This is a genomic window from Streptomyces sp. NPDC001492 (assembly GCF_053597275.1).
Genome location: NZ_JBSFHW010000064.1, coordinates 1 through 20,704, shown reverse-complemented (window position 1 = coordinate 20,704; position 20,704 = coordinate 1). Strand labels below are relative to the sequence as shown.

Below are 20,704 nucleotides of genomic sequence, written 5' to 3'. Positions count from 1 at the left end.
GTGCCCATCCTCGTCCCCGCCGTCGTCGTCCCACCCGTCGAAGTCCCGTGGCCCACCCGCATCAACGAGATGCCCACCGTGTCCTTCACGGATCCTGCGGGCGCCGTCACCAAGTTCTCCGACTGGGCCAACGGCTGGGTTTTGCAGCCCGGCGCCAAGGGCCTCGACATGCCCGCCTACACCTTCACCCAGGACGAATCCCCGGGCATCGACGGCTACGCCATCCGGCAAGTCCGCGCCCAGGGCAAGGAGATCGCCCTCCCGATCGCGTTCTGGGCCGACGACTCCCGCGCCGCCTACCTCACCCGCCGCCGCACCCTCATCCGGTCACTGAACCCCAAGCGCGGCGAGGGCACCCTGACCGTCGCCCAGTCAGACGGCACCGCCCGCACCATCGGCGCCCGCTACAGCGCGGGCCTCGAGGGCGATGAGTCCCTGGACGCGGCCGGCGCCCGCTGGTGCATGGGCGTGCTCACATTCGCCTGCCCATCGCCGTTCTGGCTCGGCCCGGAGAACACCACCGAATGGCGCTCCGCGGTGTCCGGGACGTTCTTCCCCATCCTGCCGCTGGTCGTCGGCCCCTCCCAGGTTCTCGGGTCGGTGACGGTCGACAACGACGGCGATGACGACGCCTTCCCCGTGTGGACCATCACCGGCCCCGCCACGGCGATCAGCCTGACCAACGTCACCACCGGCGAGGTCCTGGTGCTCACCCACACCATCACGGTCGGCGACACGGTCGTCGTCGACACCCGGGAGCGCCAGCAGACCGCCCTCCTCAACGGCACCACCAACCTGTGGGGCGACCTCTCAGACGCCTCCACCATGTGGGCGCTCGAGCCCGGTTCTAACGACCTCACCCTCACCGTCACCGGATCCACCAGCAACACCCGTGTGCGGATGACCTACCAGCCCCGCTACCTCGCCGCCTAGGAAGGAGGAGAACACCTGTGGATGCGAGCGCCCTGCGCGTGTACGTACGCGACGCCAGCCTGGCCCGGCTCGGACAGATCTCCGAGTACACCCAGCTGACCGTCGTGCCCCGGTTCAACGCGGTCGGCGCCTACACCCTCGAGATCTCCGCCGACTCCGACAAGGCGCCCCTCCTCGGCGAGGGCAACGGGCTCATCATCCGCACCGCGGACGGCGACACCGTCATGTCCGGGCCGATCCGCACCGTCGACTGGTCCCGCTCCTCCAGCGATGGCGGCTCCGGCAAGCTCACCGTCGGCGGCGTCGACGACACCAGCCTCCTCGCCCAGTACACCTGCTGGCCCAGCCCCACCGCCGTCATCGGCTCCCAGACCGCCGCCGTGTACAAGCTGTCGGCGGTCGCCGCGGAGACCGGCATGCGCACCCTGGTCAACGTCAACGCCGGCCCGGGCGCGCTCGCGAGCCGCAAAAACCCGCTGCTCACCCTCGCCGCGGACGGCGGCCGCGGCGGCACCATCACCCGGCAGGTCAACCAGTTCGACAACCTCTTGGCGGTGCTCGCCGACATCGGCAACGCCGCCGGGCTCGGCTTCCGCGTCGTGCAGTCCGGCACCACGCTGCAGTTCCAGATCTACACCCCGGCCGCCCGGCCCGCGGCCCGCTTCTCCTTCGCGCTGGGCAACCTCACCGACGCCTCCTACACCACCACCCCGCCCACCTGCACGAGGGCGATCGTCGTGGCCGGCGGCGGCACCTCCCCGCGCGTGTGCAAGACGTACGACCGCACCGACCCGCTCTTCCCCGGCCTCGTCATCGAGCAGTTCGTCGACCTGACCTCCGTCGACACCGCCTCCGTGGACCTGGCCGCACAGCAGGACCAGGCCGGCGGGGAGGCCCTCACCAACGGTGCCGGACAAGGCTCCCTGTCCATTTCACCGATCGACATCCCCCAGCTGCGCTACGGCCGCGACTACAGCGTCGGAGACACCGTCGCCGCGGATGTGCGCGGCTCCTGGTACACGGACGTCGTCCGCGAAGTGCAGCTGACCTCCACCGCCGCCGACGCCACCAAGGTCACCGCCACCGTCGGCGGCGACAGCACGGGCACGTCCACGGTGGCCCGGATCTACTCCTACCTCGCCCAGGTCAAGAAGGACGTGGCGCGGCTCAAGACAAGGAAGGCCGCCTGATGGCTGAATTCAGTGCGCCGTTCGACGGCTCCTCCATCGCCACCGAACTCCAGTGGTCCCGCATGGCCCGCCGGTGGGGCCTGGACGGCGTTCACACCGAAGACCCCTCCACCACCGCGCTGAAGGTCACCGCGTCGGGCACCACCACCGTCGCCGTCGCCCCCGGCATGGCCTTCGTGAACGGGTTCTTCTACCACCTGGACGCCGCCAAGAACCTCACCGTCACAGCGAACGCCACCGGCGCGGCCCGCGTCGACCTGGTGGTGCTGCGCGCCGACCAGGCCGCGAACTCCGTGACCGCCGTGTACAAGACGGGCGGCACCACCGCTCCGACCCTGACCCAGGACGAGACCGGGGTGTGGGAGATCCCCCTCGCCCAGTGCACCGTCGCCGCCGGCGCGTCCGTGGTGACCGCCGCCAACGTGATCGACAAACGCTATTTCACCGGCCGTGGCGTCGTCCCCAGCATTGCCGGCGGCCGGCGTCCCAGCATCAAAAACCAGCTGTTGATCGAGGGCACCGACCTGTATGTCGGGGATGGCGCGGACTGGCAGTGGCTGGCCTCGGCCGGGCTGAAGGACTTCACCTACGCGCCCTCGTGGTCGGCAAACGGCACTGCCGTCAACTTCGGCTGGGGCAGCGTGAACATCGGCCGCGTTCAGGTTGTCCGCAAGCGCGTCGATCTCACCCTCCAACTGGAGCCGACCGGTAACCCGCCGGAGATCGCCTCCCCGCTGCAGGTGTCCCTGCCTCCCGGCCTCCCGGCGACCAGCAGCCACCGGTCCCTGTTCATCTGGAACTTCACCTCAGGCAACGGCGAGGGCAGCGCGTGCGGTGTCGGCATGGTCTTCCCCACCGAGTCGACCTCCGTGATCGGGCGGCTGCGCTACCCGGTCGCCAACGGCAACACCAGCACGGCCATGCCGAACAGCTTCTCCCTGATGAACAACACCCCGTTCAACATCCGCTCCGGCGACGTCCTGACGATCGACGGCTCCTACTGGCTCGACTGAGCTGCAGAAAGAGAGAAACCACTGTGGCCCGACACGCCTTTGGAAACAGTCCGGCGGACTACGCCATGGAGAAGGTCGGCACTCAGCTCGTGCTGCGGCCGGCCGCCGTCGGCACCGTGTGGGATGCCGCATCCGCTGGCACGCAGCTCACCGACCTCACGGACTTGACTGGTACTCCCATCACCCAGGTCACCGCGGACGGCGACGGCCGCGTGGCGTTCTTCGGGCCCGACGGCGTCACCACCTGTTACGTCGACTTCGGCTACGGGCACCGGGACACACTGGCCGCCGTCGACCTCGGTGCCGTCCTCGCCTCGTTCATGGCCGAAGGCGGCACCCCAGGCGGCTGGGCCCAGCTGAATGGCTCCGGCCTGGTACCCACCTCCCAGTTGCCGAAGCAGCTGGACTGGTTCATCGTCACCGACCCTACGTACGGGGCGGTCGGTGACGGCGTCCACGACGACACCACCGCCATCCAGGCGGCCATCAACGCCTGCCCGCCGGGCGGCGTCGTCTACTTCCCGCACGGCGTGTACAAGACCACCGCCACCCTCGACTGGCGCAACGGCGTCACCCTGCTCGGCGCACACTCCAATTTGATGGTCGGCCCGGGCATGACCGGCGTGGAGTACCCCTGCTACATCCAGCCCGCCACCCCGTTCACCGGCACCAGAGTGATCCAGATCGTCGGTGACGCCACCGTCACCGGGCACCCCGACATCTCCGGGGAACAGCGGATGCTCAATTTGATGTTGGACGGCTCCCAGCTCACCGGCACCACCATCGACGGCATCTACGCGGTCGGCAACGTCCAGAACGTCATCTTGAACAACGTGTGCGTGCGGCAGATGCCCAACAACGGCATCGTCACCGCCTCCCGCACGGACGGCAAGTGCCCGTTCTCGTGGCGCCTGCACCACGTCATGGTCGACAACTGCCACTCAAACGGCATCCTCTTCGTCGGCAACACGGACCTCACCCTCGACGACGTGCAGGTCATCGGCTGCTACGCGCAGGGCATCGTCCTCACCAACTGCACCAACACCCAACTCTCCTTGTGCCGGGCCGAATGGTGCGGCTCCCACGGCTTCCGCATCACCGGGGCCTGGGGCAACTGGACCGGCTCCGGCGGCATGCTCATGAGCAACTGCTCCACCGACCGCAACGGCGGCAACGGCGTCCTCATCGACGCCACCGGCGCCACCCCGATCCAGATCGACAACCTGCTGACCCGCCGGGACGGGCGCAACGGCGGCGCGGGCGGCGGCGGATTCGCCGGCCTCAACTGCAACGCCGCCACCGTGCCCATCGTCGTCGGGCTGGTCACCTGCTACCCGGGCATCGACGACACCGGAACCGGCACCAACTCCCCGCAGTACGGGGCCCGGTTCACCGGGTGCACGTTCGTGGCGGTCGCTGCCGGGTTCCTGCACGCGGCGACGGCCGGCTGGTCGGACGGCGGCGGCAACGCGGTCCTGCGCCGCGGGCTCAACATCGCCGAGCGCACCGGCACCACGGCCGCCCCGGTCGATGCGCTGGCCCCGCCCACGGATGTCGGCGGCAACCTGAACGTCGGCGGCTACCTCGCCACGTCATCCGGCCAGTCCAACGGACAGTGGAACATCTGGTCGGCCACTGCGAACGCGTTGAACCTCGGGTCGGCGGGCGGCGGCGTCGCGATCAAGGAAGGAGCCAACGCCCGCATGGGCACGGCGACCCTCAACGGCACCACCGCGGTCACCATCGCCAACACCTCGGTCACGGCGACCAGTCGGATCCTGCTGACGATCCAGGCCCCCGGTGGCACCCCCGGCAGCGCCTACGTATCGGCCCGCACCCCGGGCACGTCGTTCCAGATCAAGTCGACCAACGCCGCCGACACCAGCACAGTCACCTACGTCATCTTCGAGCCGGCCTAGGAGGGGATGACGCATGCCGCTGATCACAGAGGGGGACACCCCCGCTGTTCTGCCCGTGGCGGGCATCGTGGCCGCCCCGCCCGGACTGCATGTGGACGCCTACGCGCCCTCCACCATCACGGGCGTTCCCACCCCGTCCACGGTCGTGGCGTGGGCCCTGTTCGTCGATCCGGCCGCGGTGGGCGGCATGCGCCTGGACCCGGTGTTCCTGGCCGCAGGCCGGGCATGGACCCCGGATCAGTTCCGGGCCGCCTACGGCCTCGACATCGACCTGAAAGTCGTCTAGTCGTCGTCCTGGGCGACCGTGTGCCTCAGCCGGGCGTGCACGTAGTCGACCAGGCCCAGCAGCCGGTGGAAGGGGACGCGGCCGCCGCCGTCCGGGAGGAGCGTGCCGACCTGAGTGAAGGCCTCGTCGCCGTCGAAGCGTTGAGATGCGGCGATCACCATCCACTCGATGGGCACGCCCTGGAACTCCTCGAGGCGGCAGACCTCTTCGACGGCTTCCTCAAGACGCCGGTAGGCGGCCTTCTTCTCGGCGTCGAGGTCGGTCACGCGGCGGCGCCAAGCTGGGGGGCGGTGGTGCGGTTCTCGAGCTGGTCGACGGCAGCCTCAAGGGCTGGGCCGTCGATGCGGTCCCACCAGGCGCCGTGGCGGACGATGTTGACGTCGGTGAGGCCGGTCAGGGCGGCGGGGCCGGAGGCGTACAGGAGGGTGCGGTCGCGGGGGCTGCGCCGCTGGAGGCGGCACCAGGCGTGGAACTCCTGGAGGTTCCGCGCGAGGACGACGGTACGGGCGGGATTCCTGCGCATATCTGGAGCGTAGGTCGGTTCGGGCGGAGTGTTGCCCCTGCTGGTGGCGGGCCGCCTTCTCCACGCCCCAGCCCGCCACCCGGCCTCCCACCGAGCAGGGGAACCACCCGCCACAATAACGGCTAGCCTTTCAATCAATGAGACGTACGGGTCAAGAATTTAGATTCGAAGGCTAGGTGTGCTGGTGGTTCACACATCCGCTCCCGCCCGGTACCCGCTGGGCAAGCTGCCGGCGCAGCCCGCGCGCCCCCACCTCAAGCTGTCCGCCACGCTACGCGAACGCCTCGCCGCCCCGCCATCCTCCTGCGACTGGCAGTCCGACAGCATCCGCTGGCCCATGTACGCCAACGACTGCGTGGGCGACTGCACTTGCGCCGGCGTCGCCCACATGGTCAACCAGCTCACCTTCTACGGCTCCGGCACCGAAGTGACCCCCGCGGAAGACTCCGTGCTGCGCATGTACTCGGCCATCACCGGATACGACCCGGACAACCCGGCCACCGACACCGGCGCCTACTGCCAGGACGTCCTCAAGTACTGGCGCACGGCAGGCCTCGAGGGCCACCGCATCGCGGCCTACGCCGCCCTGGACGTCGCCAACCTCACCGAAGTCAAGCAGGCCATCGCCGCCTTCGGCACCGTGTACGTCGGCATGAACTTCCCCGACTCCGCCATGCGCCAGTTCAACGCCGGCCACGTGTGGGACGTCGTGCGCAGCGCCCGCATCGAGGGCGGGCACTGCGTCATCGTCGGCGCCTACGGCCACGGCCGCTTCGGCCTGGTCACCTGGGGCCAGGAAACCGAGATGACCGAAGCGTTCTGGAAGCGCTACGTCGACGAGGCGTGGGTGTGCCTGGACGCCGACGGGCTGACCAAGGCCGCCGCCTACTTCACTGGCGCGCCCTCCTTCTACGAGCTGGGGGAGGAGTTCGCCGCCCTCACCGGGGAGCCGAACCCGATACCCCGGCCCGATCCCATGCCGGAGCCGGCGCCGGACATCACCGCGGAAGACCTGGCCGCCCAGATCCGGGCCCTCCTCACCGAGAGCGGAGTCTGACCATGTCCACCACGCCGATGACCGCGGATCAGAGACTGGCGGCCTACAAGGCCGAGGGGTTGAGCATCCACGAGTATCCGGGCTGGCGCACCCACAACCGGGATGCGGCGACGGGCAAGACCTTCGGCCCGGTCATCGGGGTGCTCATCCACCACACGGCCGGGCACAACGACAAAGACATCTGCTACAAGGGCCGCACGGGCCTGCCGGGTCCGCTGTGCCACAACTGGCTCGGTAAGACGGACGGCCTGTGGATGATCGGGCAGGGGCGCGCCAACCACGCCGGACTGGTCGACGCGGACGTGATCGCCGCCATGGTCGCGGAGAAGTCCCCGCTGCCGAAGGACGACCAGGCCGACATGGACGGCAACGACGTCCTGTACGGGCTGGAGATAGAGAACCTCGGCGACGGCAAGGACCCGTATCCGGCGGAGCAGTACCGGCAGGCGGTGCTGTGGGCGGCCGCGCACTGCCGCTGGCACGGCTGGACAGAGAAGTCGATCGCCGGGCACAAGGAGGTCCAGCCTGGGAAGATCGACCCGTCGTTCGACATGGACGTCTTCCGCGCGGACGTGAAGAAGCAGCTCGCCATCAAGCCCGGCGGCGGCACCACGGTGACGCCGAAGCCCACCCCGTCCCTGCCGCGCGTCGACCTCTCGCGCCTCGTCACCGCGGCGAAGACCGACCCGGGTGCCAAGCAGGGCCACGTCACCTACATGGCGGGCACCAACCTCGTTGAGGCCGCCCTGGTCAAGCTCGGTTACCTCGCCAAGACTTACGCCGGCGACGGCTCCTTCGGCACGTCCACGGTGGCCGCCTACCGCAAGTGGCAGCTGCACCTCTACCCGGGGGCGAGCACCAAGCCGGGCGGACCCGCCGACGGCATCCCCGGAAACGACTCCCTGTCCAAACTCGGCAAGCAGACCGGCCTGTTCGGAGTCATCGCGTGATCGTCAACAACACCGGCCGCGTCGTCCGCATCTACGCCGAGGACCGGCCCGACGGCGTCGACGACATCGACTTCAGCCTGCAGCACGTCATCGACCCGACCCCGCCGGCCGTCACGCTCACGCCGCTCCCGACGGTCACCCTCTACGAGGACGACATCCCCATCGAGCTGGTCGAGTTCGGGCACGCCGAACAGCTGCCGCTCGCGCAGGACGGCATCCAGCGCATCGTCCCCCTCGAAGTCGCGCTCGCCCAGCCGCGCCGCGACGACCTCCTGGTCACCTACCGGGATGTCACCACCTCCGACGGCACCGTCATCGGCTGCCGCGAACTCGCCCAACCCATCTGAGAGAAGAGACCCCCGTCATGAAGATTTTCGGCCGCGAACCGGTGGCGATACTGGCGTTCATCGCCATCGCCCTCAAGCTGCTCGCCGCCTACGGCTGGCACGTCTCCGCCGACCAGCAGACCGCCATCATGGCCGTCCTGTCGTGCATCCTCGCCGTCGCCGAGGCATTCATCCTCAAGACCGGTGCCGCGTTCGCTGCTCTCGTGAACCTTGCCCACGCCGGCATCGCCCTCCTGATGAACTTCGGCCTGCACCTGAGCGCGGAGCAGCAGTCGCTGTGGATGACCCTCATCGAGGGCGGTCTCGCCCTCGCCGTGGTGCGCCCGCAGGTGACCGCTCCGATCACCGCCCTGCGCATCGAGCAGTCCAGCCTCGTCAAGGCCGCCTGACCGGACCTTGTTACCGATACCCCCCACCGGAGCACGACATGGCCGAATCTGCTGACCCGAACCTGGTCACGCTGGGCGAGTTGGGTCGGCAGATCGGCCGCTTGGACAACCGCTTCGCGGAACTCAACTCACGCCTCGACAAGGTCGTCAGTCTCGATGTCTACGCGATCCAGACCACGCACGTGGAACAGCGCCTGGCCCAACTCCAGGCGGACATCCAGCGCGCCATGGCCGAACGCAACAAGCTCGAGGACGACTTCGAGGCGTACCAGCGGGCCGAGCGTGACCGGCGGGAGGAGGAGCGGCAAAAGCGCCTGTATCAGGCGGTCGTCCCGGTGCTCCTCGCGTTCTTGTCGGTGGCGGTCGCCGTATGGGCGGTGATCTCGAAGTGATGGGTGCGCGGCACAAGCCAGCCCGGAAGCCGCCGCGGCTGCCCCGGGCCGAATACCTGATCGCCGTCACGCTGGCGTTCGTGGTGCTCCTGCTGGGCTGGCTGTCCGTCAAGGTGGTGTCGCAGGACCGGGACCTGCGGGATTCGAACGCGGCCCGGGACGCGCTCGCCCGCCAGGTGCAGGCCCTCGGCGGGACGCCGGTGGCGGGGCCGCCCGGCTCCCGGGGGGCCCCCGGAAAGACGGTCGTGGGCGCGCGCGGACCGTCCGGGCCCCCGGGGCCGTCGGGCGCGTCCGGGAAACCGGCGCCGACCATCACGCCGTCTCCTGGCCCCTCGGGCCCGTCCGGGGCGCCAGGAGCGGACTCCACCGTGCCGGGCCCGACCGGCCCGGCAGGCCAGGACGGTGCCAGCGGGGCGCCCGGCAAGGACGGCAGCAACGGCTCACCCCCGTCTGAGTGGACGTACACCGACCAGGACGGCAACGAGTACCGCTGCACTCCGGTCGACAACTTCGACCCCGACAATCCGCGCTACCACTGCACGCAGACCTCCACGTCCAGCCCGGAGCCCTCGCCCACGCCCACCCCCAGCAATCAGCCCTCTCCGTCCGACACCCAGTCGTCGGGGCTGCTGCCGCTGAATCTCCGCCGCCGCACCTGAGGAGCCCCGCCATGCCCTTCCCGACCGGCACCCCGACCAAGCGCGTGCACCTCACGGTGACCAGCCCGGTGGGCGGAGGCGCCGCGACCGGCAAGGTCCGACTGTCCCCGAACGTGCCCGCGATCGTCCTCGACGGCGCCGACGCCCAGTTCACCGGCGCCGGCACCTACGGCTTCGACACGCAGGGCCGCCTGGTGGACAGCGACGGCACCACGCTCGGCGTGGAGCTCCTCGACAACACGGCGGCAGGTTCCAACCCGGCCGGCTGGCTGTGGCACGCCATCGTCTCCGTCGACGGGCAGTCCCCGCACTCCTTCTACTTCACCCTCGCGGGCACGTCATCGCCGGTTGACCTGACCGAGCTGATGCAGATCGACCCAGAAACACCACACTACGTGGCTGTTCCAGGTCCGGCCGGGCCCGCAGGCCCCACAGGCCCGCCGGGCTCCGGTGGTGGCGCGGTCGACAGCGTCAACGGCGCCACGGGCGTCGTCGTCCTGGACGCCGCCGACGTGGGCGCCGACCCGGCAGGCGCCGCCGCGACCGCACAGTCCGCTGCCATCGCCGCCGCGGCCGCGGACGCCACCGCCAAGGTCACCACGCACACCGCAGCATCGGACCCGCATGGGGACCGGGCCGCAGCAGCGTCCTCCCTTGCCGGGCATGTGGCCGCCGCCGACCCGCACGGCGACCGGGCCGCGGCGAGCAGCGCGCTGGCCGGACACGTCAGCGCCATCGACCCGCACGGGGACCGCGCCTACACCGACACCCAGCTCGCCACCCGCGTCCCCACCACTCGGCAGGTCACCGCTGGCACCGGCCTGACCGGCGGCGGCACGCTGGCCGCCGACCGCACTCTCGCCGTCGCCTACGGCACCACCGCGGGCACCGCCGCCGCCGGCAACGATGCTCGCCTCTCGGACGCGCGCACCCCCACCGCGCACGCCACCAGCCACCAGGCGGGCGGCAGCGACGAGCTCACCCTCTCCCAGGCCCAGATCACCGGCCTGGCCAGCGCGCTCGCCGCACTCTTCCCGAAGACGGGCGGCACCGTCACCGGGGACCTGACGGTCGACGGCCACAACCTCACGGTGAAGCGCGGCGACGGCCTGGGCGCCTACCGTTTCCGGGTCACCGGCGGAGGCCTCGACCTCGAGGTCGGCGGCATGGACGTCATCGTGTCCACCTGGTCCGGCGCCGATTTCACCGGCAGCCAGGCCAACGTGCTGCGCCTGGAACCCGCCGGCCCGCACCTGATCGGCCGCACCCAGTTCGGCACGAACGGCTACGACGACGTCCACGACATCGACCCGGCCACCGGCGTCGCCAGCCTGGGCGCGAAGAACGGCTCGCTGAACCTGCGGTTCTGCGGTCGCCGCACGGCCACCGGTGCCCCGACGACGGGAACATGGGCCGTCGGCGACGTCCTCCAGGACTCTGCGGGATCGTGGTGGTTCTGCACCACGGCGGGCACCCCCGGCACGTGGACCAGCCCGCCCGCGACCCCGACCGCGCACGCGGCCACGCACGCCACCGGCGGCAGCGACCCCGTCACCCCGGCTGCGATCGGCGCGGAAACCTCCGGCACAGCGGCTTCCGCCGTCTCTACACACACGGCCGCCACCGATCCACACGGGGACAGGGCGTACGCCGACGGGAAGCTGGCCAAGACAGCGAACCTAAGCGACCTCGGCTCCGCGTCCACCGCCCGGACGAACCTCGGCCTCGGCGGCGCCGCCCTCCTCGGTGTCGGCACCAGCGCCGGGACCGTCGCCGCCGGCGACGACTCCCGCATCACCGGCGCAGCCCAGAAGGCCTCCAACCTCTCCGACCTCGCCTCCGCCTCCACGGCGCGCACGAACCTGGGCCTGGGCGGGGCCGCGCTGCTGAACGTGGGCACGGCCGCGGGCACGGTGGCCGCCGGGGATGACTCCCGCATCACCGGCGCGCTCCCGGCTGCGGGCGGCACCATCAGCGGCAACTTCCAGGTGGCAGGGAACGCGCTCGGCATGGACACCCCGGCCAGGCACGGGGTCGCCGCCTGGTGCTACGACCCGGCCGTGGCGGTTAACAGCACGCAGCTGACCGCGGGCACCCTGTACCTGGTCCGCGTGGACATCGCCGCCGCCCTGAACGCCACGAAGTTGTACTGGTGGGTGGCGAACACCGGCTCCGGTGCCACCACCAACCAGAACTTCGTCGGCCTGTACGACTCCAGCGGCACGCTCCTGGCTTCCGCGAACGTCGATGCGGGCTTCTCCTCGGCCACGCTGAAGACCACCACCATCACGTCCACGGCCTTGACGGCTGGCTCGTTCTACTGGGTCGGCCTGCTCTTCAACGCGAGCGTGACGCCGACGCTGACGCGGGCGTCCGGATGGACCGGCGTGGACGCGGCGGCGAACTTGGGCCTGTCCGCTTCGGCTTACCGGTTCGCGAAGAACGGCACCGGCCGCACCTCGCTGCCGTCATCGCTCACCCCGTCATCGAACGTGGGCAGCGATATCGCCGGGCCGTGGGTGGCCGTGGGCGCCTGACCAGGTACACAGCCCGGACGTACGTACGATGGGCGGCATGACGAGCCCCACTCCGAGACCTCCTGTGCCTACGTGTCCGCCTGCGCAGGTCGGCCCGTGCGCGGGCTGCGGGCATCCCACCCAGAAGTACGGGCCCGGCGGCTGCCCGCTGTGCGTGGTGTGCCTCGCCCCAGTCCGCGCCCGGCAGGCGAAGAAACCCGCGTAGGGTGCATGACGACGCCCCGCCTGCTTACCTCAGGCGGGGCGTCGTGCTGTTGCCGCGCTACTCGGTGATGCGGATGGTGGTCTGGTCGCCAGGGCCGTCAGTGATGTCCACCCGCGCGGTCTGGCCGTCGATGTCGCTGGTCCAGTACGTGGCCTCACGCTGGTTGAGCGGATTCGTCATCAGGTGCGCAATGACCTTCCGCAAGCGGGCGTTCTCCTCCAGTAGCTCCGCCTCACGGCAGGGCGCCATCTCCGGCGGCTGGGGGCGGCTGCTGCGCTGGCGGGGCGCCGACGGGCCCGGAGAGTCACGCCACGGCATGAGGACGCACACCTGCGCCTTGCCGTACCGGCCGTGCCAACTCCGGGGCATGCCAACAGATCCCACCCGGAACTGGCCGCCAAGGTAGTGGCGCAGGCCGTCCAGCCGGTCGCGATCCTCCCCTTCGGGGATGCTGGGATCCATCGTGGCGTGCACGTACGCCGTTCCGTCGTCGCGCTCGATGACCTTCCAGGAGCAGAGCGGCATCCACGGCTGATGGGACAGTGTGTGCGCGGCCTCTTCGGCCTCCTGCTTGTTTGCGTAGCGGGTCGCCACGGTCGTGCTCCTCACTTCTCGGTGGTGCGGCGCTTGCGGATCGGCGCGCTGAGGGCGTCGGCCAGTGCCTGAACGCTGTCGGCAGCCTCCGTGACGCGCGGATTGTCGGGGCGGCCCTTGTCGGTCTTGTCGATGGCGGTGAAGAAGGTCTGCACGAGGTCATCCGGCATCCGGTAGCCGACGACCTTTCCGAAACCGGGTCCCTGCGCCTCGATGGGGGCGGGCATGTTCTCCGGCCACAGCCCGCGCATGAACCCGCGCCGCAGCGCCCGGCTCAGAGCAGCGCTGTGGCCGCGGAGGCTGGAGTTCTCGTCGTCGCGGAGTTCTTCGGCAGGCACGTACCCGTCGCGGATGACGGCCTCCTTGACGATGCGGCGGGCGCGGGCGGGCAGGGACCGGTAGTACGACTCGGCGCGCTCCACGGTCCAAGTGGTGTCGAACTCGACTTGGCCCGCGTGTTCGGCGAGCAGGGCGAGCAGTTTCGTCTGGAAGTCGCCGGACGGCTGGTCGATGGTGACGGTGATTCGCATACGGCTCCCCGTAGTAACTAACGCGGATAGACGTTGGTCTTACGAGTAGAGGATGCCCGGACAGGACTCGTTAGTCAACGGTCTATCCACGTCTATCAGTTGACCGTTTTCCGCGCGCTGCCACCGGGCGGCGTCTTGATGGGGGATAAGCTCACCTCCCCCAAGACAAGATCCTGACGGGGGTGGGTCCGTGCACGCGAGCCACGACGACGAAGCCACCGCGCACCTCCTGGTCGTGGCCGCCTTCCACGACCAGGCCGCGAAGGCCGACGAACACGGCGACGTCTCCATCGGCGAGTTCTCCCGCGCCGTCCTGCGCCGCTTCGACGAACACGGCGAACTCCAGGGCCGCCTGTACGACGTCGTCCGCATCTACGCCCAGAAGCACGCCACCGTGGAGGAGCAAGCCGCGCTGGACCGGTGGATCCGGGAGAAGACCCAGGGCTGACCCGGGATATTCGACCTGTATCCGAGGCCAGACGGCCTCAGGCCATGGCCTGCTAGGCTCAGGTTGTGCCCTCCGGGGTATCGAGAGGCCCGCATGGCGACGTTGTGAGAGATGGACGCCCTGTGGGCCTCGGTGTTTCCTCCTTCGACTGCGCCGGGCGGCCAGCGAACCCCCTGGCTCCGGATAATGAGGCGATACCCGGAGCCGTCGGCGCAGGATCCCGCCGAGGGATGCGCATAACGTGTGTTCGGCGCTGCGGAGGGATGCCGGAGTGATCACCCTCGTATAATTTCCCTTATACGTACCTGACGTCAGGGGAGGGGATCAGTGCAGAACAAGGTCAACCTGATCTGCGCATGCGGCGCCCAGAGCACCCACTGGTGCAGCGTCAGCTGGGACGGCCTCAACGTCGCCGACTCCGCCTGGCACACCGTCTGGCTGCACGGCGACTGGCGCGAGCTCACCCGCCACATGGACGCCGGCCAGCGCACCCTCGCCGCCGACGCCGTGGCCCGCCACAGCCGCCGCCTCGCCCTCCAGGACGGCGACGGCTCCCACACCGAACCCGCGAACCTGCGCTGGTGGCTGGCCCCGGCATGAACGAGCCCGACGAAGAGGTAGTGGACGCCGAGCTGGTCGACGACCGCCTGCCCGCCCTCACCCAACCGCCTTCCCCGCAGCCGCTGGTCGACCGGCACACCATCCTGCGCCCCGGTGAACTCCCCACCACCGGACGGCCGACGTACACCGAGCGGGACTTCTACGTGTCCCCCGAGACCGCCAAGCGCATGGACGAGGCGTCCGCGCCGCGCAACACCGACCGCAACTACCGCTCCCAGCGCGGCATGTTCCAGGCCTGGTGCGACAAGATGGGCCGCGTCGCCGTCCCGTGCACAACCGCCACCTACGTCGAGTACATCGCCTCCCTGATCGCCCAGGACCGGTACAGCCCGAACAGCCTGAAGGCCCACAAGAGCGCCGTGCGCTCCATGCAGCCCGAGGACGCCAAACCCGGCACGAAAGTCGTCAACGGGCTCATCAACGAGTACGCCAAGACATGGGGCAAACGGAACCGGGTGAAGAAGGCCCCCGCCATCACCGACGCCATGTTCCGCGCCATGGTCGCCTCCTGCGACCTCAGGCATCCCATCGGCATCCGCGACCGCTGCGCGCTCGTCCTCGGCCGCGGCGCCCTCAACCGCAGGATCGAACTCGCCGACCTCCTCTGCACGGACATCGACGTCGACGACGACTTCGTCACGCTCGACATCCGCTTCGACAAGACCCACCAGGACGGCGACGGCGAACCCACCCACATCCCCGCCGACCCCACCGAACGCCTCCTGTGCCCCGTCGATGCCACGCGCGCGTGGTTCGCCATGCTGCACCGGCTCGGCGTCCGCGACGGCGCGTTCTTCCGCGCCCTCACCACGGCCGGCACTCTCCAGAACCGGGCCAGGGCCACCCAGCGGGGCGACCACGTCTCCGGCGACGCCATCAACGACTGGGTCCGCGGCCGCGCCCACAAGGCCGGCCTGCCGAACTGGCAGGAGGTCACCGCGCACGGGCTGCGCCGCGGCGGCGCCCAGGCCATCGCGGACGCCGGCGGAGACCCCACGAAGCAGGGCCGGTGGGCGGCCGGGTCGGCCGTGGTGAAGAAGGAGTACCTGGACCGCGCCCAGTCGCGGGCGGAGAACCCGTGGCTGAAGGTCCAGGAGAAGCGCCGCACCGCCGACTAGCTGGCCGCAGCTGGCGACTCTGCTCCTGGCCCGCGCTGGTGCCGTCCGTCCTCGGTGACGACGACCACGGGCGGGCACGGCGGGCAGGAGAACAAGTCCAGGGAGCCGATCCACCGCCATCCCGCGTCCCACAGCGGCGAGAAGTTGCCGTCCTCGGGAACCTGGGCGGTGGCAGAGCAGCGGGTGCAGGTGATGGTCGTGCGCGCGGACATGAAGGCAGGCTATCCCTCTGCTTCGGCGGTCCGGACTGCGGTGTGGGCGACGGCGTCCGCGGTCACCGGCGGCGGCACCTCCCCGGTGCGCGTGTCCCGCCGGTCGGCCAGCAGCGAATGCGTGGCCGCGATCTGCCCCACCACCCGGTTCACCCACCGGAACTGCAAGGCCTCCCGGCGGTCGTTGAGGAGCAGCGCGTACTCGCCCGGGTCGGCCGGCTCCGGGCGTACCTCCAGATACGCCTTCAGCGCTTCCCCGGTGAGCTGGTTCAGGACGAACTGCTTTCCGGTGTTCTCGTGGTCGTCGGGGGCACGCACCTGCCAGGTGCCGTCGGGCTGCGGGTACAGGTGGCGGGTGTCGACCCGGATGACCTGGGAGGGGCGCATGCCCTCGAGGAGGAGGAACACGGCGAGCTGGTCGCGCTGCCAGTGCTTGGAGCGGGTGGGCCCCCAGGAGCCGATCGCCTGCAACAACGCCTGGCGTTCCATCTCGGTGAGCCGGTTCTTCGCTCCCGCCGGCCGGGGCACACCACTGCGGAGCACGGCCAGGTTGGGGGGCATGCCGATCAGCCGGTAGCGGACGGCGGCCTCGTAGAACTGGGTGAGGGCGGTGATGCGGCGGTCGTGGGAGCGGGCCACGTCGGGGTGTTCGTCGGCGAGCAGCGCGAGGGTGTCCGGGGTGAAGGCGCGCCCGTGGAGGAACGGGGCGAGGGAGGTGTGGCCGCCGGCCCACGCGGCGACGTCCTTCGGTCGGGCCGTGAGTGCGTCGATGGGCGGGGTCTGGGCAGCGCACCAGGTGAGGAAGTGGCCGACCTCCCGCTGGTATTCGATCTGCGTGGAGGGGCGCAGCCCTGAGCCGGTGAGCCATTCGGTGAGCAGGGTGGCGGCGTCCATGGGTTCATGATGCCGGGAATCCACGAACGATCAAGTCACAAAACTTCGGAGCTACCTCCGCCCAGGAGGCCGTGGGGGCGATGTGGGCGGGTCCGTGCGGGGCGGGGTCGCGCGCACTGCTGGTTGGTGGTGGGGTCCCGAAGTTTTGTGATGTTGCAGGTCAGGGGGTGGAGAGGGGCTCGGCCGGGCCCCTCCGTCAGGCTGTGAGATCACGCTATGACGGATCGGAGCGTTTGTCTGAGCAGCCTTCCCCCGCTCTCCCCCGGCGTCAGGGATGAGCCGCCAGGCGGAACCGCTCGCCACCCTCTTCACGGATCCGGCGCACAGACACCGCCTCGGCCTCGCTTACCTCGGCCCCCATACAGCCGTCGCCGGCGTAGGGGCCGTGCATGAACACAGGGCCAGACGGCCTCAGTTCCCATCCCGTCGTCTTCCCGCACGCCGGGCAGGGTCGCCACTGCACGATCCGTCCCTCCTCCCGTCCCTCCTCAGTCGTCAGCGGTGGGCAAGCAGGTACGGATACCGCGAGCTGGCACCACGCCGCTCCACACGAGACCACCCGGCATCCGCCAGGGTGTCCGCGTAGGCGTTCACCATCCGGTGCCGAGCAGCGGCCAGTTCGTCGTCGCTGGGCCGCTCCGGGTCCGTCAGATCGGGCGGCGGCGTGGTGTGGCAGACGCGAGCCGTCCCGCCCAACCCGCCGGTGACCGCGAAGCCGGCAACGATCGCCTTGCCGTAGTCGTCTCGGATCACCGGGCGCTGATGTGGGGTCAGGTCACGCACCGCTGCTTCAACGATGTCGCTGGACGTCATACCGGAGATTCCTCCTGAGCTGGGGTTCTGAACGGGCCTTGATCGGTGGTGAGGTCCGTGGCTACAATCGCCGTCATCTGACGGGTACGCCCGTGAGGCGGCCACCAACTCCGGTCCGGAGCGGTGGCCTTCGTCATGTCCGGGGTCAGTCGTCGAGCGGAGTCCGGCGGATCATCCGCAGGGCGTCGCGGATCATCCGCAGGGCGTCCTCGCGCATGTGGCGCTTCACATGCTCGGGAATCGGCTTGCCGTTCTGGAGGGCGCGCAGGGAGTCCACGGTGTCGGCGTGCTGGCGCTCCAGTCGGGCACGGGTTCCCTTCCAGCCGTCGACGGCCTGTTCGGCGCCGAGGAGGGTGAGGCCGCCGTTGCTGGCTTCCGCCAGAAGGTGCGCGGCTTCGTCCCGGGTGATGTCGCCGGCGTCGACGCGGGAGCCGTAGAACTCGATGTCGTCGATCAGGGCCATGGGGCAAGTCTCCTATGCGGCGAGGTCGGTGTCTGCGGCGGTGAGCTTCCGGCGGGGACGGTAGTCGCAGTCGTCCTTGTCGCGGGCGAGCTCGTAGTAGAAGAGGGCCTGGGCATCGTCGGCCGGCGCGGGGGCGGGACGCTCGTAGGTGGTGGGCGCGGGCCGGGTGAGGACGTACGCCATGCGGTGGACCGTGTAGGCGGAGATCCGGTGGAGCGTGAAGGCGCGCTCGGCGTCGGTGGGGTCCTCGGCGTGGGCGAGGCGACACATGGCGTGCAGGCGGATCTCGCCATCCTGGGTGGTGCTGAGCTCGAAGGGCTCCACCGTCCGGACCGTGGTGACGCCGTCTCGGTCGGTGTATGTCAGCGTGACCGCGTAGCCGTGGTCGATGGCGCGGTAGAGGTCGGCGAGGGTCTTGGTGCGGCTCTGGGCTGCGGTGTGCTTCATGGTGGGGTCCCCCTCGCTTGCGGTGTGTTCTCACCGTAGACCACAAGCCATTGCAATGCAATGGGCATGCGGGTACTGTTGTGGTCATCGGGGCACCCGCCCCACCCGACACCCCCATGGCATAGCAATGTGGAAGAGAGGATGATGGTGTGGCCAACGCCCCCACGCGCCCGCCGAACCGAGTAACCGAGGCAAGGCGGCGCCCTTCGAGAGGACCCCGCCTCGTGCCGCTCAGCCGAGACGACCAGCAGCGTGTCACCCGTATCCGGGAGGCCGCCCAGCATCTGCGTACGGGTGGCCCGGCCCGCCCTGACCTTGCCGAGCAGGTGGACTTCCTCCTGACGGATGAGGGCCGCCGGTTTGTGGGACGGCTGTCCTGGCAGGAGACGGTGCAGCAGAAGCCGAACCTGGCGCTGGAGATGCCGGAGTCGCTGCGGGATGAGATCAAGGCGAAGGCGGCGAAGGCGGGGGCGAGTTTGGAGGCGGAGGCGGAGCATGCGCTGTCCCGTTTCCTGGCGGGTGACTTCACGCCGGCCCGGCCGAAGAAGTACAAGCGGGGTGAGGCGCCGAAGAAGGCGAATCTGAACGTGCGCGTGGACAAGGAGTTGCGTCAGCGTGCGACCGCACTGGGTCAGCAGTTGCTGGAGGACGGCGAGTTGGACTGGGCGCCGGGCATCACGAACATTCTCACCTCGTATTTCACGGACCGGGTGGAGGAGGACTTCCGTAACCCGGTGAAGAAGCAGCAGGCGCAGTAGCGCGTCGCGGCCGGCCGGGTCTGGATGCCGACAACCGGGCCGGGCGGCCGCCCCGTACATCGCACAACCTCACAGGAGAAGACCTCACATGGCGAATGCCACGGAGGCCCCCGCCGGCACGATGGCGGAGGGCCCGACCTCGCACACCCCAAACCAGGCCGTACGGCCCGCGAACACCTTCGGCTACACGCGTGAGCAGCAGATTGAGGCGCTGCACAAGCTGCGGGAGCCGTTCGCCCCGGCGGAGATCCGGTACCTGCCGCGCGTGTGGTGCAAGGCGTGCAAGAACGCAGGCTGGAACGGCTGCCAGAACCACCCCGTCAGCAAGTGCGGGAAGTGCAAGCAGAAGATGCCGAACGGCGGGCACATCGACCTGGCGTATGTCGGGCATGCGGAGGCGACGAACCGGCTGCTGAATGTTGACCCGTTCTGGGACTGGGAGCCGCTCACGGTGGACGAGCGGGGGCTTCCGCAGGCTGACGGCTACAAGGGTCTGTGGATCCGGCTGACGGTGTGCGGGATGACCCGGCTCGGGTACGGGCACGCGGGCGACAAGACGGGCGGTGACGCCATCAAGGAGGTCATCGGCGACGCGATCCGTAATGCGGGGATGCGGTTCGGGATGGCGCTGGACCTGTGGACGACGTCGGACCTGGAGATCATCGAGTCCGGTGGCGCTTCGCTCGAGCAGGACCACACGGAGAAGCCCGGTACGCCGGACACGAAGCAGGCTCCGTCTGGCCCGAGTGAGCATCTGGCGCGGCTGTTGGGCCAGGTGTCGGACTGCTGGAAGAGCGACAACGTCCTGATCTTCAATCAGATCGGGGAGGACGGCGCCAAGCACGGGGTCCTGGATGAGGAGTTCACGACGAAGGACGGCGCGGTGACGACGTTGCGGAAGGTGTTGGACGGACGGATCGCCGAGATCCAGCAGCAGGGGAGCTCCGCCTGATGGCCCAGCCAGTCGCCGCGGGATCCGACGTGCGGTTCGTGAAGGCCCTTCGGACGGGCACCGTGCATCTGGTGATCCTGCCGCCTGGAGGCGACGACGATGACGCTGGCGAGTCCATTCCGATGGACGGCAGTGGCAGGGCCCTGGCCAGCCTGCTGGGTACGCCTACCGTCACCCGCTGCGGACTGAACACCTTCCCGCGCAACCCGAGTGCCGATGCCCGGCACGGGATGACGTACCGCTTCCACGACTCGCAACTGTGCGCAGCCTGCTATCGGACGCTGACGCCGGCGGACCAGCATCTGGCGTTCGAGCACGGCCAGCCTGACGACGCCGGCGACACCGCCGACGCCTGATACCTCGGGCCGCGGATCGCGCGGCCCCACAAGTCCCCTTCCTGGGGCACATCGCACCACCTCACCCATACCGGCTATCGCCGAACGGAGCCCTGTCA

At 69.8% G+C, this 20,704-nt stretch carries 27 protein-coding genes; 18 read left to right on the top strand and 9 right to left on the bottom strand.

Features of this window, described 5'->3' with window-relative positions; all coding sequences use genetic code 11:
- From ACWC1K_RS45620 to ACWC1K_RS45600, 5 genes are all read left to right on the top strand, one after another.
- Nucleotides 1-933, top strand: coding sequence for a phage distal tail protein (locus tag ACWC1K_RS45620; RefSeq protein ID WP_450839555.1), 933 nt, complete (start codon nucleotides 1-3; stop codon nucleotides 931-933).
- 17 nt (nucleotides 934-950) lie between these two features.
- A complete protein-coding gene (locus tag ACWC1K_RS45615) occupies nucleotides 951-2,123 on the top strand; it encodes a siphovirus ReqiPepy6 Gp37-like family protein (RefSeq protein ID WP_450839553.1) in 1,173 nt (390 codons plus the stop codon).
- Entirely contained in the window at nucleotides 2,123-3,136 is a 1,014-nt protein-coding gene (locus ACWC1K_RS45610) for a hypothetical protein (protein ID WP_450839552.1), read from the top strand. Before ACWC1K_RS45615 ends, ACWC1K_RS45610 begins: the two co-directional genes overlap by 1 nt.
- Nucleotides 3,137-3,201: 65 nt before the next feature.
- A complete protein-coding gene (locus tag ACWC1K_RS45605; RefSeq protein WP_450839550.1) occupies nucleotides 3,202-5,055 on the top strand; it encodes a glycosyl hydrolase family 28-related protein in 1,854 nt (617 codons plus the stop codon).
- 13 nt (nucleotides 5,056-5,068) lie between these two features.
- Entirely contained in the window at nucleotides 5,069-5,341 is a 273-nt protein-coding gene (locus tag ACWC1K_RS45600) for a hypothetical protein (protein ID WP_450839548.1), read from the top strand.
- Here ACWC1K_RS45600 and ACWC1K_RS45595 read toward each other — a convergent pair.
- Together ACWC1K_RS45595 and ACWC1K_RS45590 are read right to left on the bottom strand one after the other, a co-directional pair.
- Nucleotides 5,338-5,607 (bottom strand): hypothetical protein, encoded by a 270-nt coding sequence (locus ACWC1K_RS45595; protein WP_450839547.1) that lies wholly within the window; start codon nucleotides 5,605-5,607, stop codon nucleotides 5,338-5,340. The two genes, ACWC1K_RS45600 and ACWC1K_RS45595, sit on opposite strands and share 4 nt — an antisense overlap.
- The gene (locus tag ACWC1K_RS45590; RefSeq protein ID WP_450839545.1) at nucleotides 5,604-5,864 is read right to left on the bottom strand and encodes a hypothetical protein; all 261 of its coding nucleotides are present in this window, start codon (nucleotides 5,862-5,864) and stop codon (nucleotides 5,604-5,606) included. Before ACWC1K_RS45590 ends, ACWC1K_RS45595 begins: the two co-directional genes overlap by 4 nt.
- Nucleotides 5,865-6,048: 184 nt before the next feature.
- Between ACWC1K_RS45590 and ACWC1K_RS45585 the strand changes: the two genes are divergently transcribed.
- The 7 genes from ACWC1K_RS45585 to ACWC1K_RS45555 are packed head-to-tail and all read left to right on the top strand — an operon-like array spanning nucleotide 6,049 to nucleotide 12,195.
- Nucleotides 6,049-6,921: a hypothetical protein gene (locus ACWC1K_RS45585; RefSeq protein WP_450839544.1), complete on the top strand. Its 873-nt coding sequence runs from the start codon at nucleotides 6,049-6,051 to the stop codon at nucleotides 6,919-6,921.
- Nucleotides 6,922-6,923: 2 nt separating this feature from the next.
- On the top strand, nucleotides 6,924-7,871 hold the full coding sequence (locus ACWC1K_RS45580) for an N-acetylmuramoyl-L-alanine amidase (protein WP_450839542.1): 948 nt from the start codon (nucleotides 6,924-6,926) through the stop codon (nucleotides 7,869-7,871).
- Complete coding sequence (locus ACWC1K_RS45575; RefSeq protein WP_450839541.1) at nucleotides 7,868-8,218, top strand: hypothetical protein; 351 nt, start codon at nucleotides 7,868-7,870, stop codon at nucleotides 8,216-8,218. Before ACWC1K_RS45580 ends, ACWC1K_RS45575 begins: the two co-directional genes overlap by 4 nt.
- Nucleotides 8,219-8,235: 17 nt before the next feature.
- Nucleotides 8,236-8,607: a hypothetical protein gene (locus tag ACWC1K_RS45570; protein WP_450839539.1), complete on the top strand. Its 372-nt coding sequence runs from the start codon at nucleotides 8,236-8,238 to the stop codon at nucleotides 8,605-8,607.
- Nucleotides 8,608-8,645: 38 nt separating this feature from the next.
- The gene (locus ACWC1K_RS45565) at nucleotides 8,646-8,999 is read left to right on the top strand and encodes a hypothetical protein (protein ID WP_450839537.1); all 354 of its coding nucleotides are present in this window, start codon (nucleotides 8,646-8,648) and stop codon (nucleotides 8,997-8,999) included.
- Complete coding sequence (locus ACWC1K_RS45560; protein WP_450839535.1) at nucleotides 8,978-9,658, top strand: collagen-like protein; 681 nt, start codon at nucleotides 8,978-8,980, stop codon at nucleotides 9,656-9,658. Before ACWC1K_RS45565 ends, ACWC1K_RS45560 begins: the two co-directional genes overlap by 22 nt.
- A gap of 11 nt (nucleotides 9,659-9,669) precedes the next feature.
- Nucleotides 9,670-12,195, top strand: a complete 2,526-nt coding sequence (locus ACWC1K_RS45555) for a hypothetical protein (RefSeq protein WP_450839533.1) — start codon at nucleotides 9,670-9,672, stop codon at nucleotides 12,193-12,195.
- A 262-nt stretch (nucleotides 12,196-12,457) separates the two neighbouring features.
- On the opposite strand, the gene ACWC1K_RS45550 is transcribed toward ACWC1K_RS45555, so the two are convergent.
- Nucleotides 12,458-12,994 carry a hypothetical protein gene (locus tag ACWC1K_RS45550; protein WP_450839532.1) on the bottom strand — a complete coding sequence of 179 codons (537 nt, stop codon included), beginning with the start codon at nucleotides 12,992-12,994 and terminating at the stop codon, nucleotides 12,458-12,460.
- An 11-nt stretch (nucleotides 12,995-13,005) separates the two neighbouring features.
- Nucleotides 13,006-13,524 carry a hypothetical protein gene (locus ACWC1K_RS45545; RefSeq protein WP_450839530.1) on the bottom strand — a complete coding sequence of 173 codons (519 nt, stop codon included), beginning with the start codon at nucleotides 13,522-13,524 and terminating at the stop codon, nucleotides 13,006-13,008.
- Between the two features lie 190 nt (nucleotides 13,525-13,714).
- On the opposite strand from ACWC1K_RS45545, the gene ACWC1K_RS45540 reads away from it, so the two are divergent.
- The 3 genes from ACWC1K_RS45540 (at nucleotide 13,715) to ACWC1K_RS45530 (ending at nucleotide 15,711) form a co-directional block, all read left to right on the top strand.
- Nucleotides 13,715-13,972, top strand: a complete 258-nt coding sequence (locus tag ACWC1K_RS45540; RefSeq protein ID WP_450839529.1) for a hypothetical protein — start codon at nucleotides 13,715-13,717, stop codon at nucleotides 13,970-13,972.
- A 327-nt stretch (nucleotides 13,973-14,299) separates the two neighbouring features.
- A complete protein-coding gene (locus tag ACWC1K_RS45535) occupies nucleotides 14,300-14,572 on the top strand; it encodes a hypothetical protein (protein WP_450839528.1) in 273 nt (90 codons plus the stop codon).
- Nucleotides 14,569-15,711: a tyrosine-type recombinase/integrase gene (locus ACWC1K_RS45530; protein ID WP_450839527.1), complete on the top strand. Its 1,143-nt coding sequence runs from the start codon at nucleotides 14,569-14,571 to the stop codon at nucleotides 15,709-15,711. The genes ACWC1K_RS45535 and ACWC1K_RS45530 overlap by 4 nt, the downstream gene beginning before the upstream one ends.
- Here ACWC1K_RS45530 and ACWC1K_RS45525 read toward each other — a convergent pair.
- The 5 genes from ACWC1K_RS45525 to ACWC1K_RS45505 form a co-directional block, all read right to left on the bottom strand.
- On the bottom strand, nucleotides 15,708-15,923 hold the full coding sequence (locus ACWC1K_RS45525) for a hypothetical protein (RefSeq protein ID WP_450839525.1): 216 nt from the start codon (nucleotides 15,921-15,923) through the stop codon (nucleotides 15,708-15,710). The genes ACWC1K_RS45530 and ACWC1K_RS45525 overlap by 4 nt on opposite strands.
- A gap of 9 nt (nucleotides 15,924-15,932) precedes the next feature.
- Entirely contained in the window at nucleotides 15,933-16,817 is an 885-nt protein-coding gene (locus tag ACWC1K_RS45520; protein WP_450839523.1) for a tyrosine-type recombinase/integrase, read from the bottom strand.
- A gap of 495 nt (nucleotides 16,818-17,312) precedes the next feature.
- Entirely contained in the window at nucleotides 17,313-17,630 is a 318-nt protein-coding gene (locus ACWC1K_RS45515) for a hypothetical protein (RefSeq protein WP_450839521.1), read from the bottom strand.
- A gap of 145 nt (nucleotides 17,631-17,775) precedes the next feature.
- On the bottom strand, nucleotides 17,776-18,093 hold the full coding sequence (locus ACWC1K_RS45510) for a hypothetical protein (RefSeq protein WP_450839519.1): 318 nt from the start codon (nucleotides 18,091-18,093) through the stop codon (nucleotides 17,776-17,778).
- Between the two features lie 12 nt (nucleotides 18,094-18,105).
- Nucleotides 18,106-18,540, bottom strand: coding sequence for a WYL domain-containing protein (locus ACWC1K_RS45505; protein ID WP_450839517.1), 435 nt, complete (start codon nucleotides 18,538-18,540; stop codon nucleotides 18,106-18,108).
- A 224-nt stretch (nucleotides 18,541-18,764) separates the two neighbouring features.
- On the opposite strand from ACWC1K_RS45505, the gene ACWC1K_RS45500 reads away from it, so the two are divergent.
- The 3 genes from ACWC1K_RS45500 to ACWC1K_RS45490 all read left to right on the top strand — a co-directional run bounded on the left by ACWC1K_RS45500 (nucleotide 18,765) and on the right by ACWC1K_RS45490 (nucleotide 20,606).
- Nucleotides 18,765-19,298, top strand: coding sequence for a hypothetical protein (locus tag ACWC1K_RS45500; RefSeq protein ID WP_450839515.1), 534 nt, complete (start codon nucleotides 18,765-18,767; stop codon nucleotides 19,296-19,298).
- Nucleotides 19,299-19,386: 88 nt separating this feature from the next.
- Complete coding sequence (locus tag ACWC1K_RS45495; protein WP_450839513.1) at nucleotides 19,387-20,250, top strand: hypothetical protein; 864 nt, start codon at nucleotides 19,387-19,389, stop codon at nucleotides 20,248-20,250.
- Complete coding sequence (locus ACWC1K_RS45490) at nucleotides 20,250-20,606, top strand: hypothetical protein (RefSeq protein WP_450839511.1); 357 nt, start codon at nucleotides 20,250-20,252, stop codon at nucleotides 20,604-20,606. The genes ACWC1K_RS45495 and ACWC1K_RS45490 overlap by 1 nt, the downstream gene beginning before the upstream one ends.
- Nucleotides 20,607-20,704: the final 98 nt, after the last annotated feature.

What these genes read in the sequence shown, in the direction of transcription:
- ACWC1K_RS45610 (WP_450839552.1), top strand. Translation starts at nt 2,123, where the DNA reads ATGGCTGAATTCAGTGCGCCGTTCGACGGCTCCTCCATCGCCACCGAA.
- ACWC1K_RS45605 (WP_450839550.1), top strand. Translation starts at nt 3,202, where the DNA reads ATGGAGAAGGTCGGCACTCAGCTCGTGCTGCGGCCGGCCGCCGTCGGC.
- ACWC1K_RS45600 (WP_450839548.1), top strand. Translation starts at nt 5,069, where the DNA reads ATGCCGCTGATCACAGAGGGGGACACCCCCGCTGTTCTGCCCGTGGCG.
- ACWC1K_RS45590 (WP_450839545.1), bottom strand. Translation starts at nt 5,864, where the DNA reads ATGCGCAGGAATCCCGCCCGTACCGTCGTCCTCGCGCGGAACCTCCAG.
- ACWC1K_RS45580 (WP_450839542.1), top strand. Translation starts at nt 6,924, where the DNA reads ATGTCCACCACGCCGATGACCGCGGATCAGAGACTGGCGGCCTACAAG.
- ACWC1K_RS45570 (WP_450839539.1), top strand. Translation starts at nt 8,236, where the DNA reads ATGAAGATTTTCGGCCGCGAACCGGTGGCGATACTGGCGTTCATCGCC.
- ACWC1K_RS45565 (WP_450839537.1), top strand. Translation starts at nt 8,646, where the DNA reads ATGGCCGAATCTGCTGACCCGAACCTGGTCACGCTGGGCGAGTTGGGT.
- ACWC1K_RS45560 (WP_450839535.1), top strand. Translation starts at nt 8,978, where the DNA reads ATGGGCGGTGATCTCGAAGTGATGGGTGCGCGGCACAAGCCAGCCCGG.
- ACWC1K_RS45555 (WP_450839533.1), top strand. Translation starts at nt 9,670, where the DNA reads ATGCCCTTCCCGACCGGCACCCCGACCAAGCGCGTGCACCTCACGGTG.
- ACWC1K_RS45545 (WP_450839530.1), bottom strand. Translation starts at nt 13,524, where the DNA reads ATGCGAATCACCGTCACCATCGACCAGCCGTCCGGCGACTTCCAGACG.
- ACWC1K_RS45530 (WP_450839527.1), top strand. Translation starts at nt 14,569, where the DNA reads ATGAACGAGCCCGACGAAGAGGTAGTGGACGCCGAGCTGGTCGACGAC.
- ACWC1K_RS45525 (WP_450839525.1), bottom strand. Translation starts at nt 15,923, where the DNA reads ATGTCCGCGCGCACGACCATCACCTGCACCCGCTGCTCTGCCACCGCC.
- ACWC1K_RS45520 (WP_450839523.1), bottom strand. Translation starts at nt 16,817, where the DNA reads ATGGACGCCGCCACCCTGCTCACCGAATGGCTCACCGGCTCAGGGCTG.
- ACWC1K_RS45515 (WP_450839521.1), bottom strand. Translation starts at nt 17,630, where the DNA reads ATGACGTCCAGCGACATCGTTGAAGCAGCGGTGCGTGACCTGACCCCA.
- ACWC1K_RS45510 (WP_450839519.1), bottom strand. Translation starts at nt 18,093, where the DNA reads ATGGCCCTGATCGACGACATCGAGTTCTACGGCTCCCGCGTCGACGCC.
- ACWC1K_RS45505 (WP_450839517.1), bottom strand. Translation starts at nt 18,540, where the DNA reads ATGAAGCACACCGCAGCCCAGAGCCGCACCAAGACCCTCGCCGACCTC.
- ACWC1K_RS45495 (WP_450839513.1), top strand. Translation starts at nt 19,387, where the DNA reads ATGGCGAATGCCACGGAGGCCCCCGCCGGCACGATGGCGGAGGGCCCG.
- ACWC1K_RS45490 (WP_450839511.1), top strand. Translation starts at nt 20,250, where the DNA reads ATGGCCCAGCCAGTCGCCGCGGGATCCGACGTGCGGTTCGTGAAGGCC.